A 12187-nucleotide genomic window follows, 5' to 3' on the forward strand; every position below is an offset into this window, starting at 1 on the left:
GCGTGGCTGCTCTTCGTTCCGGCACCGCGAAGCCACGCAGGGCGTGGCTCTACGCCGGCAGCCGGCCGGTGCGCTTTACCGGATTTCAAACTCCGCGCGGCAACCGCCGTTGACCCAGACGCCATCGCGGTTCCAGCCCCAGGTGCGGCCTTCCACGCAGGCACTGCGTGAGGTCTGGCGGATCAACCGTACATCGCGGCGAACGCTCACGTTGCAGCGGCGCATGCGGTTGTCGTTGGAATCGCAGCTGATTACCTGGCCGCGCCCACCATTGCCCCAACCACCGCCGTTGTTACCCCAGCCATTGCCATGCGAGGGTCGGCGGCCTTCGGCAACAAACTCCGCGCGGCAGCCCCGGGTGACCCATACGCCGTTGCGCGCCTGGCCCCAGTTATCCCCCTCGATGCACTGGGTGCCCGACAGCTGCCTTACCAGCCGTGCGCGGCCATTGATCGGGCACTGCTGGGTGCGGCCCTTGATCGATTCGCAGCGCACCGGGCCATCGTTGTAGCCATCGTCACGGTAACGGTCGTACTGCTGCGCCTGTGCAGCCGCGCCAGCAGCCAGCAGCGCCGGCAGCAGCGCCCACGCCCACTTGTGCGTTCCATTCGCCATCGCGTCGTTCCTCATGCCTGCCTCGATCCGTTTTGTGAATAGGCACAGGATCAGGCAAGCGGCGCCTTCCGCCTATAGGCCGAAGGTCGTCCATTTCAGGGTCGATTCAACTAGCCAACGCGCAGCTGACCGGCTCCGGGCGGCTCACCCGTAGCGAACCACATCCACGAAAGCGTCTTCGACTTCCACCCGCACGCCGATGCTGCGCCCGGTTTCCGCATGTTGCTCACGGGCCAGGTTGTCGGCGAAATCGAAGGCCACCGCGCCTTCGGCGAAGGCGGCGGCTTCATTGCGGCTGGGGTCAAGAACGCACCAGCGGTGGTCAGCGTGCTTCACGGTAATGTTCATGGTGCACTCCGGGGGTTATCCCTGACCCGCACCATACGGCTGAAGCCGACACCGAACTATCGGATTAGTCTGATATTGGTATCCGCCCTATACCCGGCACCGCAGTTTCCCTATACCACCGGCAAGGTCATCACAAATCGTGCACCGCCGCTGGCAGCCTCTTCGGCCACGATGCTGCCGCCGTGGCGCAGCATGATTTCACGCGCCAGATACAACCCCAGCCCACTTCCACTGCCGCTGGGGCGCAGCCGGTGGAAAGGCTCGAATATCGATTGCCGGGCCTGCTCGGGCACGCCATCGCCCTCGTCGCTGACCGACAGCACCCCGCCGGCCTGCAGCTCCACCACCACCAGCCCACGCCCACCGCCGTGGGCGATGGCGTTCTGCAGCAGGCCGCTGATCACCCGGTGCAGCGCATCGGGATCGCCCAGCACCCACACCGGCGCGTCCGGTGCTTCCACCGCGAATTCGTAGCCGGCATCGATCAGCAGCGGCGCCACATCGGCGGCGACCTCGCCGGTCAAGGCGGCCAGGTCGATGCGCTGGTGCTGGCTGCGGTGGTGGTCCAGCCGCTGCAGGTCCAGCAGCTGTTCGGCAATGTTGCTCAACCGGCCCAGGTCGCGCTGCAGGCGCGAACGCACCTGCCCCGGCGGCAGGTCGGCAATGCGCGTGGCCAGAATGGCAATCGGCATGCGCAGCTCGTGCGCCGCGCCCACCAGGAAGCGGTCCTGCGCGTCGTAGCTTTCACCAATGCGCCGCACTGCCGCGTTGAACGCATCCACCAACGGCACGATCTCGCGCGGCACGGCGTGGGTATCCAGGCCGCGCCCACGTTCGGTGATCTGGATCGCCGCGGCCTGCGCCGCCACCCGGTTCACCCCGCGCAGCGAGCGATGGATCGCCCACGGCGCCACCACCAGCGTGATCACGATCAGCGGCAGCGTGATCCAGCCGCCCAGGTAGCCGATCACCACCAGCATCTGCCGCCACAGCCCGCGATGCGGAATGCCGCCCAGCATCACGTGGATGCGCCCGCCATCGGGCTCGGTCACCCATACCCGCATCGCCAGCTCCACCCCGTGCGTGCGCGTGCGCACATCGGTGGGCTCCACGTGCTGCAGCTGCTGCACCAGCGGGCGGAACGCGGCCGGTACGCTGCCCTGCTCCAGGGTCCGGCCCTGCTCATCGGCGGCGGCAAACCAGAACGTGGCCGGGCGGTCAGGCACCGCCTCGTTCACCGCATCCCAGTCCACGCGCAGCGCATCCCCCTCCACGTGGATTGCCTCGGCTACCGACTGGCTGGTTTTCCAGTCGATATAGGCCGCGCCACGGTCGCCGTACATCAGCACCATGCCGGTAAGCCCCACCGCCACCATGGTCATCTGGATCAGGCAGATCTTCCAGGCCAGGCTGAAGGACAGCGAGCCGGGTTTGAGGAACTTCATGCGGTTTCCTTGAGCAGGTAGCCAATGCCGCGCATCACATGGATTTCCACCTGCGCATCGGCATCGGCCAGCGCGCGGCGCAGCTTGGAGACGTGCGCATCGAGCGCGTTGGATTGAATCTCATCATCGAAGCCATACACCGCTTCCTGCAGCGCCGCGCGTGCCACCGTGCGGCCCTGGCGCAGGGCCAGTGCTTCCAGCACCAGCAGCTGCCGGCGCGGCAGTGCCAGCAGCGCACCGTCCACGCTGGCTTCGCGTGCCACGAAATCAAACTGCAGCCGCCCCAGCGCCAGTACCGGCAGGGTGATCTGCGCCGGCCGCCGCGAAATCGCGCGGATCCGCGCCAGCAGCTCTTCCACCGCGAAGGGTTTGGTCAGGTAATCGTCGGCACCTACATCCAACCCGACCACGCGGTCGGCCACCGAATCGCGCGCCGTGAGCATGATCACCGGCAGGTTGGGAATGTGGCTGCGCGCCACCCGCACGAAATTGGCGCCATCGCCATCGGGCAGCTGCCGGTCCAGCAGCAGCACCTGGTGCACGCCGGATTTCAGCGCCTCGGCCGCCTGCGCCATCGACACCACGAGGTCCACCACCATGCCATGCCGGCCCAGGCTGGCCTGGATGGCGCCGGCCAGTTCGGGGTCGTCTTCAAGCAGCAGGATGCGCATGGCAATACGGGCAAGGGGGTAATGGGCGCCGATGGTACCGCGCCGGCCGGCGCAACGTTCCCACAATGTCCGGCGGCCACCATGGAGGTTTGATCGTCCCCCCAGGAGCAGTACCCATGCAAATCGGTTCACGGAAGGCAGCGACGGCAGGCATCACCCTGCTGGGCCTGCTGGGCCTGCTGGCCAGCGGCAGTGTGCTGGCCCAGGCCGCCCCCGGCGAAAGGCCCCGCAGCAGCCTGGGGTTGGCCATGGTGGCACAGAAGTCGCCCTATGCCGGCTATGACACCGACGTGCTGCCCGCACCGGTCATCAACTACGAAGGCAAAAAGTTCCATTTCCGTGGTGGCAGCATCGGCTACACGCTGTTCGACAACGCGAAAACCGAAGTCTCGCTGCTGGCCCAGCCGCACGTGATGCGCTTCAAGCGCAAGGATACCGATGACCTGCAGCTGCGCCAGCTCGACAACCGCAACCTCTCGGCGATGGCCGGCGTGGCCGTGCGCCATACCGCGCCGTGGGGCGTGCTGCAGGGCAACGTGCTGGCCGAAGTGAGCGGGCACGGTGGTGGCGTGGCGGCGGACGCCAAGTATTCCTACCCGATTCCGACCGGCAAGGTCGTGCTGATTCCCGGCGTGGGCGTGAACTACGCCAGCAGCGCGCTCAACGATTACTACTTCGGCATCAGCGCCGATGAAGCACAGCGCAGCGGCCTGGCCCGTTACAAGGCCGACAGCGGCGTGGCTCCCTACATGGATGTCACCGCGCTGATGCCGCTGGGCGCGCACTGGACCGCCACCGCATCGCTGCGCCGCACCCTGCTTTCCAGCGCGGTGAAGGACAGCCCGATGACCCGCGGCGACCACATGGATACCGCGCTGCTGGCGCTCACTTACGGATTCTGACCATGCGCGAAGGCATCGTACGCCGTGTCGCCAACGTAGCACTGCAGATCGAGCAGGACCGCACCCAGGTACTGCAATGGATCCTGCATGCCCCACTGGCCGCCCTGGGCGGCCACACCACCTTCGAACTGGCCTGCAACGGCCAGGGCGAACGGGTGATTGAACTGCTGCACGGGGTGCTCGCGCAGGCGGGCACCACGCCGCCGCAACTACCGCAGGCCCCCACATGAGCCGACCCTTCCCGATGCTGAGCACCGACGAACCCGCAGACGCACCGGCGCTGGCTGCCGCGCTGGTCACGTTCAACCAGGCCGTACAGGCGCTGATCGAACAGGACCCGGACCGCCACGGGCGGTTTTCCCGTGCCTATGTCACCGCGATTTTCCGTGCATGCCTGCTGCCCCCCGAACCGGGTGCCGGCGTGCCGCGTGGGCGGCCGGATCCGGAAATCGCCCAGGCCCTCAAACGGTGGATCCAGGCCCAGCTGCTGCGCCACCCCGGCGAAGGCGACGACCACCGCCTCACCGCCGCGCGCCGCGCCGCGCACGGCTTCTGGCTGCAGTCCATGGCGTGCCCGATCGACGATGACGGGCAGCCGCGTGCGGCCCGGCTGCTGGAAGGGCTGCTGGCGCTGACCCGCCCGGAGTGATCCGCGCAGTCGGGCAGTTTGCGACTTGTTGCGTTGAAAAGCGGGGCCGGCAGGATCACTGTCCGCCCTTCCTTCCAGCGCAGCGGACGCACTGCCCATGCGAGTTCCTTCCGATGTTCCACCGCCCTTCCCACCCCGCATTGAATCGCCCACCCCGCTCACCGACGCGGTCGGCGCCGATGCGCCGGGCTGGCAGGAAGCCGCCGAAGCGTTGGATGCGATGACGCCTTCCGCTGCGGACGACAACGACAGCGCGCACGACCAGGAGCAGGAAGAAGGCGGCAGGCGACAGGGCCTGCCGTGGCCCGATCCGGAAGAGGAAGACTCCGCCGCGGCACTGGACCACGAGGCGGCACGCCGCCCGGAACTGGGCAATGGCTTCTGGGTGCTGCCCGATCCGCGTACGCCCCTGCCGCGCGTGCATGCGCAAAGCCGCAGCCCATTGATCGCCGAACCCTCGCGTCCCTTGTCGGCCGATCTTCCCGGCCAGCGCCATGCCCGGCAGGGACGCAATGACAGCGACGACGATACCCGCCGGGAAAAGGACGCTGGCCAGGACGAAGGCCGCGCAAAAGAGTGAGAGCACGTGCTCACGGCGCGTTGCCGGCGCCTCGCTAGGCTGCAGCTGTTTCCCGACAGCAGGTGTGGCGATGCGTGGTGTGATGGCGGTGATGTTGCTGGCACTGGCCGCGCCCGCGTGGGCGCAGCAGGGCGATGCGGAAACACCGGCGTTCGACCGCCCGGGACTGGGCTTTTCGGCCTCGGTGCTGCCTCAGGGCAGCGCTGCGCTGGAACTGGGCCTGCCCAGCTACGAACGCGACCGCGATGACGACGGCACACGCACCACCCAGTACGGCACCGACCTGCTGCTGCGCGTGGGCCTGGGCGCCCACCTGGAGCTGCAGGCCTTCGGCAGCCCCTGGAACCGCCTGCGCGAAGCCCCACGCAGCGCCCCGTCAACCACCACGCGGGGCGCAGGGGACAGCGGCGTTGCCCTGAAGTACGCCCTTCCCATCGAATCGAACAAACACGCTGTCGCGCTGCTGGCCAGCACCAGCTTCGACACCGGCTCACGCGACTTCAGCGAAGGCGGCACCCAGTACCAGCTCGGCGCCAGCTACGAATACACCTTCAACGACCAGTGGAGCGGCGCGCTGTATGCCAATGTCACGCGCGGCGCGGGCGAGGACGAGTTCAGCTGGTCGCCCAGCCTCAGCCTGGCCGTAAGCGACACAGTAAGCACCTACATCGAGGCCGGTTTCACCCACACGAATGGCGAACCTTCCACCTCGGTAGCCGGTGCAGGCGTGACCTGGATGGCAGCCCGGCGGGTGCAGCTGGACGCTTCGTTCGACTTCGGCCTGGACAGCAACAGCCCGGATCTGCAGGCTGGGCTGGGGGTGTCGTTCTACTTCGAGTGAACCAAAAAAGCCTGCGCATCGCTGCGCAGGCTCCTTCGGCGGTGTTACACGTTACGGCCCTGGCGTCAGGTCACCTTTTTGGCGACCGTCATGCCCAGCAGGAACAGGATCACGGCAATGATGATGCCGGCCCAGAACAGGAACTTGGCCACGCCAATGGCGGCGCCGCCGATGCCGGCAAAGCCGAGTGCGCCGGCGATGAGGCCGATGATGGCGAAGATGATGGCCCACTTGATCATGTTGTTCCCTTGCCCGGAATGCGGGTTGACTGACAGGACTTCACGCTAGCGATTGGCGTGTGCCGCAACAGTGAATGGGGCGCGTGAACCGCGTGAAATCCCTACGTGGATGTGAAGATGCCCGCTACGTATTCAGCGACGCTTGTAGGAATTTTCCGACGAACGGTAGGGAGCAATTCCTAGGTGATCTACGCAAGCCATTGATTTTCAAGCTCGCTCACGAAGCCTCTCATCACCGCACTGAATGTGTGACCGTTGCCTCAATTTCACCGTCTGGTCACAATGCTGACGTCCCACTACGGCCTTACCGCCATGCGCGCATTCGTTGCCAAGCAGCATCCCGCCCTGCTCAAGGTCTACTTCGTGGCCTGCTACGTCGTGCTGATTGAAGAAGTGATTCGCGCCGTCAACTGATTGGGCCAGGCAGCGGCATCAGTGGCCCAACGCAGGACGATGGGCAGGCGCTTTGCCGCCACGCTCGCTTCGCTGCAGTTTTTCCAGCGCTTGTTGCAAGGCTGACATCCGGAACGGCTTCTGCAGCCCGAAGCGATGCTGGAACGCCAGCGGAAGGCTGGATCTGTCATAGCCGGTCAGGAACACATACGGAATGCCGCGCGCCTCCAGCGCCTCGGCGATCGGGAACGACTGCTTCCCGCCCAGATTGATGTCCAGCAGCGCCAGGTCGAAGGGCGTCTGCTCCACCAGCCGTAACGCCGCATCGACGGTGCCCACCGGCCCCACCACTTCGTAGCCCAGCGTCTCCAGCCCGTCCTCGACAAGCATCGCGATGAGCGATTCGTCTTCGACGACCAGGACGCGCGGGCTCATGGGTGCACCTGGACCGCGTCATCGCCGTGCGGTATCGATACCCGATACCGCAGGCCTTCCGGCTCGAACGTCAGCTCCACATCGCCGCCAAGATCGTGCTTGAGGCCGCGTTCGAGCAACCGCGAGCCGAACCCGCGTTGCGCCGGCGGCTGCACCGGCGGGCCATCGCGCTCCTGCCACTCCAGTTCGATCAGGTCCTCTCCATCGACCTGGCGTTGCCCCCACGCCACGCGTACGCGGCCATCGGGTCCGGAAAGTGCCCCATGTTTGAGCGCGTTGGTGCCCAGCTCATGCAGCGCCATCGCCAGCGCCAGGGCACGGCGGGGATCGAGCCGGCAGGGCTCGCCCTGGACATCGAATCGCCGCCCGCCTTCGCCGTGCAGGTCGGCAGTGGCCTGGACCAGATCGTGGATGTCGGCGCTGTGCCAGTTTTCGCGGGTCAGCACATCGTGCGCACCGGCCAGCGCCAGCAGGCGCTCTTCTATCTTCTCGCCGGCATCGACAATGCTCTGGGCATTGCGGAAGGTCTGGCGAGTGATGGACTGCACCATGGCCAGCGAGTTCTTGACCCGGTGGTTGAGCTCGTTGATGAGCAGCTGCAGGTGCTGCTCGTGGCGCTTGCGCTCGGTCACATCGCGGGTGCTGCCGGCAATGGCCTCCACTTCGCCATCGGGACCGATCACCGGGGTAAAGATGTAGTCATAGATGCGCACGCCCTGGGTGGCGTGCGGAAACGGCACATCGCCACGGATGGGGTGCTTGGTGGCAATCACGCGGTCGATTTCCGCATCGTGCATTGCCGCATGCCACGGCTCGTAGCCGATCTCCAGGCAGGTCTTGCCCATGGCCTCGTCCCAGGTCATGCCCCACATGTTCAGCAGCGCCTTGTTGGCGTAGATGAAGCGATGCTGCAGGTCAAAGACGTAGGACAGATCCGGGGTTGCCTGCAGCAGGGTTTCGTAGATCCGCCACTTGGCGCTGTTATCTTCCTGATCCTGCAGCACGGGATATAGCCCTGTTCATTTGGACGAAGCATAGGGGCCACGACGTGAAAGTGGGATCACGTTTGCGCTTTGTGAAGGCCAGATTCTAGCGGAGGTTGTTCATCTCCATCGGCTGGTACACCAGCCCCAGGTACTCCCCCACCTCCCCCGACACCCGGAACCCATACCGCTGGTAGGCCGGCACCGAGCTCAACGAGGCCCGCACCGTAATGACCTCGCCCCGCGCGCACTCCAGCAGCCCCGTCATCAACGCCCGCCCAACCCCCTGCCCCTGCCATCCCGGCGCCACGAACAACGTCGCCACGTGCTGACCGCCCATCAGCTCGGCCACCCCGACGACCCGCCCGGCGCTCTCGAAGACAAACATGTCGTTGTCGTCGGACATGCGATCGGCGAAGCCGTTCATCGACACGATGCCGGTAAACGTCTCAATCCCCAGAGGCGATAGTGACGGCGCCACCGCCTCCATGAAGGACGCCATGCACACCGCACTGGCCTGCTCCAGATCTGTGGCCCTTAGTCGCCGTACCGTCATTTGGGTGTCCTCCATGAAAACCGGTTTGAAACTGACATCTGCATGGTAGCTGTCGCGGCGCACCCAGCGCAGAGCCCCCACACAGAATGCACCCAGCGCACAAACCAAGTGCGTCGGGCAGCACGGTTTTATCAAGGAAAACCCCTCTACCGCACAGTTCGTCGCCCCAGCCGTTGACCGCCTGTCTCGTCGCACGCAGCATCTGTACGTCGCCGCACATTCGGCGGCCGGAATTGGCGTTCCGAGCCAAAGGCGCACCAGCGCCCATCGGCATTTCGCAGGGCGGTGGATCTCACTTCTACTGAGGAATTCCGCAATGTCCAACGACTCCCTCGCAGCTCCCAGCCGCGTCGCCGTCCACCTCGCTCACTACTTCGGCGATATCTCCGACTCGCTGGAATGGAACAGTTCGGCCTGGGTCGAACTCGAAGAACGCCTAGCCGCCACCACCCGACCGCTGGATTCGCTGACCATCGGCGAGATCATGCAGGCCCTCGCTGAGACCCGCTGCGGAAGCTCCCCGGATGCGGGCAACTTCGTCAAACGCATGATCGGCCAGCACGCCCCCTCTCGACACGACCTGTTCCGCGTCATACGCAAGCTGTTTCGCATCTACGATCTGAGGATCATCGAACTGCTGGAGCTGATCGATGTGCTCGAGCGCTGCCCTGGCACAGTTGAGGACATGCCGATAAAGAACCTCCTCTCACTGATCGCCATCGTGGACATTGATGAAGAGCCCCTCGCTCCGCTAGAAGCGGACAACAGCCCCCCTCCAACCACGCACTAAAGCCAACACACCAACGAAAAAGGCCCGGGACCGGCCATTTTCGATACCACAGCGCAATGACGCAGCAGTCTCCTTAGCAAGCCTTCCATGTCACCACGAAAGGGGGTCCGGAGCATACCCAGCCATGCTGGCAAATCATTGCAAAGGCTGCTTGTCGTTTAGCAGCCAGGCCCTCAGCGGATGTAGCCTGAAACATCGACCATGCAGTCACCGCCAGCTCTTTGCCATTTACACAACCGCAAACGCTTTCTACAACCTCGCTGACACTAAATTCGTTGAACGATCTGCGGAACGTTTCAGCCTGATGATCTCATTATTGATCTTCATAGCTGCGTCAACGATGTCGCGAACGCGGCAAATCTGATCCTTGACCTCGCCAAGACTCACGTCGGCGTTCATCTGGTAATCCGCGCGAACGCGCGCGTTCCTTGCGGCTATCAGCCTCACAATCAGTTTGCTCTTCAACGGCACCAAACAGCCAAGGTCTACGCCGAGCCTATCGGTACGCCACTCCCTCAACCGCTCGATCATCTCGGCATGAGAGACGTGCATGACATTGGGTGGGGACCGACGGGATGACGGCAGCTGATCAACGAAAGGATGTAGAACATGGAACGCGGCGTAGTACGACCTGCTGGACGCCGCCCGTAGAGCCACCTCATCGGACTGCCCACAGGCGTGCCTTCTGGCGAAGTCACGAAGATGCTCAGGTGAGATCGGCATCGAGCGCCTCATCGATAGTAGGGATGAACGCTATGCTGGCACCACCGCTGAGGATGATGGGAAAGTCGCGTTCAACCAGAAGGTCATAGAAGTCGGATTCTGCGACGCTGGTGACATCGATTACATCATCGACGAGTATCTGAAAATGCATCGACGCAGGGCCATACTCGTGCGGGATGAACGAAGATCTGACCGCCAGCACCTTCAGCTGTCTATCTCGAAGAAACTGAATCGCACATCCGACTGGCTCAGACCACGCATCGACATTCAAGCCCTGGGCTGAAAGATCATCCACTGCGTCCTCCACAGAGAATTTATAGGTACTGCTCGGCAAGGACTCTGCGTCGTCGCCCCTGTCATGGACATCCGCACCTTCTTTATCCGGAGCAGACGCTATACCGAACTCGTGATCAAGAATGGCGCTGCCGCCATCCCCGCCAAGCTCAGCAACACGCTCACGAAGCAGGAAAGCGTCATACAGCAAGCCGACGTACCCAAGCAGACTGATGACAGCCTGCATGGCGGCGAAGTTGCCATCCAACTCCGCCCGAAACTCGACGAAGCGCTCCTTCGCCTTGCCGGACTGGCCAGTGACGCACAGCATCGCCAACCAACGGACCTTGAGATTTGAGTTCGCTGGTTGGAGCCGAACGGCGCGCGCGAAGTCTTCATCCGCCGCATCAAACAAACTGCTCATAGCAGACGCATATGCACGCAGTTCCCATGCGCCAGCTGCATCTATCGATGAAAGTTCGTCTGCCCTCTTTCGAAGTCGACGCACCGCAACGCTGTCATTGACACCAGACTTCAACGCGTCAAACGCTTCATTCAGCGTGTCGTTGAACACAGTGTCGGGAGTGGCGCTGATAGACATGTAAGCGCGTCCAGAAATCAGGGGGCGCAACCGTAGCATTGCGCACTAGACAGAAAGGTGCGCCCGGTCCCAGTGTTTTACTTGGAAGTAATGCACCGTGGACAGAAGGATCAAACCTTGATCGCGTTATCGAAACTGGGCGCTTGGAATGGGCTCAAACTGACATATCCAGCAGCTCAGCCGGCACATTCCAGATGATTTAGTGGATAGGGCCTGCCCTGGCCTTCTAACCGCGAACGGTCGACTTGTCGGAATCCAACCTTTCATGAATCCGATCCGGTTGGTCGTTCTAGTGGTTGACGCCACAAAAGAAAAAAGGGCCCGCACCAGAAGTGCGAACCCTTGATCGTGTCACCAACAGTGGTCGGGACGGCCGGATTTGAACCGACGACCCTCTGCCCCCCAGGCAGATGCGCTACCAGGCTGCGCTACGCCCCGATGTTGCTGGTGTTGTCCCCGCCTCTCAGCGGGCCGACGAGTATAACCGGTTTGATCGAAAAATGGTTCAGCGACGCAGCAGCTGGAGCACTTCTTCCAGCTCCATCCGCGTCTGCTTGATGATCTGGTTGCTCAGCGCCGATTCGTCGCGCGCGCCGGCACCTTCCAGGCGCAGGCGGGCACCGCCGATGGTGTAGCCCTGTTCGTAGAGCAGGCCGCGGATCTGGCGCACCATCAGCACGTCGTGGCGCTGGTAGTAGCGGCGGTTGCCACGGCGCTTGGCCGGTTCCAGGCTGGGAAATTCGGTTTCCCAGTAGCGCAGCACGTGCGGCTTTACATCGCACAGCTCGCTGACTTCACCAATGGTGAAGTAGCGCTTGGCCGGTATCGGCGGAAGTTCGCGGTTACTGCCCGGATCCAGCATATGCCTCTACCCTTTCCTTGAGCTTCTGGCCCGGACGGAAGGTGACCACCGTACGGGCGGAAATCGGAATTTCCTCGCCGGTTTTCGGGTTGCGGCCCGGGCGCTGGTTCTTGCGCCGCAGGTCGAAGTTGCCGAAGCCGGAAAGCTTCACCTGACGTCCCTGTTCCAACGCTTCACGCAGTACATCGAAGAACGCGTCGACAAATTCCTTGGCTTCGCGCTTGTTCAGACCCACTTCGTCGAACAGCTTTTCGGCCATCTCAGCCTTGGTCAATGCCATT

The 12187-nt window shown here is 63.8% G+C and carries 17 protein-coding genes and 1 tRNA gene; 6 read left to right on the top strand and 12 right to left on the bottom strand.

What is annotated here, in order from left to right; all coding sequences use genetic code 11:
• Nucleotides 1-75: 75 nt before the first annotated feature.
• The 4 genes from NMB40_RS11620 to NMB40_RS11635 form a co-directional block, all read right to left on the bottom strand.
• Nucleotides 76-615 (bottom strand): DUF3011 domain-containing protein, encoded by a 540-nt coding sequence (locus NMB40_RS11620; RefSeq protein ID WP_494358490.1) that lies wholly within the window; start codon nt 613-615, stop codon nt 76-78.
• 144 nt (nt 616-759) lie between these two features.
• Nucleotides 760-963 (bottom strand): hypothetical protein, encoded by a 204-nt coding sequence (locus tag NMB40_RS11625; protein WP_282243607.1) that lies wholly within the window; start codon nt 961-963, stop codon nt 760-762.
• A 110-nt stretch (nt 964-1073) separates the two neighbouring features.
• Nucleotides 1074-2408, bottom strand: coding sequence for a sensor histidine kinase (locus NMB40_RS11630; protein ID WP_494358491.1), 1335 nt, complete (start codon nt 2406-2408; stop codon nt 1074-1076).
• Nucleotides 2405-3079: a response regulator transcription factor gene (locus tag NMB40_RS11635; RefSeq protein WP_282243600.1), complete on the bottom strand. Its 675-nt coding sequence runs from the start codon at nt 3077-3079 to the stop codon at nt 2405-2407. The genes NMB40_RS11630 and NMB40_RS11635 overlap by 4 nt, the downstream gene beginning before the upstream one ends.
• Before the next feature lie 116 nt (nt 3080-3195).
• On the opposite strand from NMB40_RS11635, the gene NMB40_RS11640 reads away from it, so the two are divergent.
• From NMB40_RS11640 to NMB40_RS11660, 5 genes are all read left to right on the top strand, one after another.
• Entirely contained in the window at nt 3196-3981 is a 786-nt protein-coding gene (locus NMB40_RS11640) for a MipA/OmpV family protein (RefSeq protein ID WP_494358492.1), read from the top strand.
• Between the two features lie 2 nt (nt 3982-3983).
• On the top strand, nt 3984-4211 hold the full coding sequence (locus tag NMB40_RS11645; protein ID WP_494358493.1) for a hypothetical protein: 228 nt from the start codon (nt 3984-3986) through the stop codon (nt 4209-4211).
• A complete protein-coding gene (locus NMB40_RS11650) occupies nt 4208-4630 on the top strand; it encodes a hypothetical protein (protein ID WP_494358494.1) in 423 nt (140 codons plus the stop codon). The genes NMB40_RS11645 and NMB40_RS11650 overlap by 4 nt, the downstream gene beginning before the upstream one ends.
• A 97-nt stretch (nt 4631-4727) precedes the next feature.
• Nucleotides 4728-5210 (top strand): hypothetical protein, encoded by a 483-nt coding sequence (locus tag NMB40_RS11655; protein ID WP_494358495.1) that lies wholly within the window; start codon nt 4728-4730, stop codon nt 5208-5210.
• Nucleotides 5211-5280: 70 nt separating this feature from the next.
• Entirely contained in the window at nt 5281-6051 is a 771-nt protein-coding gene (locus NMB40_RS11660) for a transporter (RefSeq protein ID WP_494358496.1), read from the top strand.
• A gap of 65 nt (nt 6052-6116) precedes the next feature.
• Here NMB40_RS11660 and NMB40_RS11665 read toward each other — a convergent pair whose 3' ends face one another.
• The 4 genes from NMB40_RS11665 to NMB40_RS11680 form a co-directional block, all read right to left on the bottom strand.
• Complete coding sequence (locus NMB40_RS11665; protein WP_068853344.1) at nt 6117-6290, bottom strand: DUF1328 domain-containing protein; 174 nt, start codon at nt 6288-6290, stop codon at nt 6117-6119.
• A gap of 432 nt (nt 6291-6722) precedes the next feature.
• Nucleotides 6723-7118, bottom strand: coding sequence for a response regulator (locus NMB40_RS11670; RefSeq protein WP_282243589.1), 396 nt, complete (start codon nt 7116-7118; stop codon nt 6723-6725).
• The gene (locus NMB40_RS11675) at nt 7115-8119 is read right to left on the bottom strand and encodes an HWE histidine kinase domain-containing protein (RefSeq protein WP_494361071.1); all 1005 of its coding nucleotides are present in this window, start codon (nt 8117-8119) and stop codon (nt 7115-7117) included. The genes NMB40_RS11670 and NMB40_RS11675 overlap by 4 nt, the downstream gene beginning before the upstream one ends.
• Before the next feature lie 88 nt (nt 8120-8207).
• Nucleotides 8208-8720 (bottom strand): GNAT family N-acetyltransferase, encoded by a 513-nt coding sequence (locus tag NMB40_RS11680; RefSeq protein ID WP_494358497.1) that lies wholly within the window; start codon nt 8718-8720, stop codon nt 8208-8210.
• Between the two features lie 253 nt (nt 8721-8973).
• Between NMB40_RS11680 and NMB40_RS11685 the strand changes: the two genes are divergently transcribed.
• Entirely contained in the window at nt 8974-9447 is a 474-nt protein-coding gene (locus NMB40_RS11685; RefSeq protein WP_494358498.1) for a hypothetical protein, read from the top strand.
• Between the two features lie 706 nt (nt 9448-10153).
• On the opposite strand, the gene NMB40_RS11690 is transcribed toward NMB40_RS11685, so the two are convergent.
• The 4 genes from NMB40_RS11690 to NMB40_RS11705 all read right to left on the bottom strand — a co-directional run bounded on the left by NMB40_RS11690 (nt 10154) and on the right by NMB40_RS11705 (nt 12186).
• A complete protein-coding gene (locus NMB40_RS11690; protein ID WP_494358499.1) occupies nt 10154-11044 on the bottom strand; it encodes a hypothetical protein in 891 nt (296 codons plus the stop codon).
• Between the two features lie 361 nt (nt 11045-11405).
• Nucleotides 11406-11482: transfer RNA gene (locus tag NMB40_RS11695), tRNA-Pro, on the bottom strand.
• A gap of 67 nt (nt 11483-11549) precedes the next feature.
• Entirely contained in the window at nt 11550-11906 is a 357-nt protein-coding gene (locus NMB40_RS11700) for a MerR family transcriptional regulator (RefSeq protein WP_068853353.1), read from the bottom strand.
• Nucleotides 11887-12186 (bottom strand): integration host factor subunit alpha, encoded by a 300-nt coding sequence (locus NMB40_RS11705; protein WP_005410432.1) that lies wholly within the window; start codon nt 12184-12186, stop codon nt 11887-11889. Before NMB40_RS11705 ends, NMB40_RS11700 begins: the two co-directional genes overlap by 20 nt.
• Nucleotide 12187 lies beyond the last annotated feature (1 nt).

The organism is Stenotrophomonas sp. FBCC-B152 (genome assembly GCF_059134105.1).

Bases quoted from the DNA above. Each gene is read 5' to 3' on its own strand.
- NMB40_RS11620 (WP_494358490.1), bottom strand. From the start codon at position 615: ATGGCGAATGGAACGCACAAGTGGGCGTGGGCGCTGCTGCCGGCGCTG.
- NMB40_RS11625 (WP_282243607.1), bottom strand. From the start codon at position 963: ATGAACATTACCGTGAAGCACGCTGACCACCGCTGGTGCGTTCTTGAC.
- NMB40_RS11630 (WP_494358491.1), bottom strand. From the start codon at position 2,408: ATGAAGTTCCTCAAACCCGGCTCGCTGTCCTTCAGCCTGGCCTGGAAG.
- NMB40_RS11635 (WP_282243600.1), bottom strand. From the start codon at position 3,079: ATGCGCATCCTGCTGCTTGAAGACGACCCCGAACTGGCCGGCGCCATC.
- NMB40_RS11640 (WP_494358492.1), top strand. From the start codon at position 3,196: ATGCAAATCGGTTCACGGAAGGCAGCGACGGCAGGCATCACCCTGCTG.
- NMB40_RS11645 (WP_494358493.1), top strand. From the start codon at position 3,984: ATGCGCGAAGGCATCGTACGCCGTGTCGCCAACGTAGCACTGCAGATC.
- NMB40_RS11650 (WP_494358494.1), top strand. From the start codon at position 4,208: ATGAGCCGACCCTTCCCGATGCTGAGCACCGACGAACCCGCAGACGCA.
- NMB40_RS11655 (WP_494358495.1), top strand. From the start codon at position 4,728: ATGCGAGTTCCTTCCGATGTTCCACCGCCCTTCCCACCCCGCATTGAA.
- NMB40_RS11660 (WP_494358496.1), top strand. From the start codon at position 5,281: ATGCGTGGTGTGATGGCGGTGATGTTGCTGGCACTGGCCGCGCCCGCG.
- NMB40_RS11665 (WP_068853344.1), bottom strand. From the start codon at position 6,290: ATGATCAAGTGGGCCATCATCTTCGCCATCATCGGCCTCATCGCCGGC.
- NMB40_RS11670 (WP_282243589.1), bottom strand. From the start codon at position 7,118: ATGAGCCCGCGCGTCCTGGTCGTCGAAGACGAATCGCTCATCGCGATG.
- NMB40_RS11685 (WP_494358498.1), top strand. From the start codon at position 8,974: ATGTCCAACGACTCCCTCGCAGCTCCCAGCCGCGTCGCCGTCCACCTC.
- NMB40_RS11690 (WP_494358499.1), bottom strand. From the start codon at position 11,044: ATGTCTATCAGCGCCACTCCCGACACTGTGTTCAACGACACGCTGAAT.
- NMB40_RS11700 (WP_068853353.1), bottom strand. From the start codon at position 11,906: ATGCTGGATCCGGGCAGTAACCGCGAACTTCCGCCGATACCGGCCAAG.
- NMB40_RS11705 (WP_005410432.1), bottom strand. From the start codon at position 12,186: ATGGCATTGACCAAGGCTGAGATGGCCGAAAAGCTGTTCGACGAAGTG.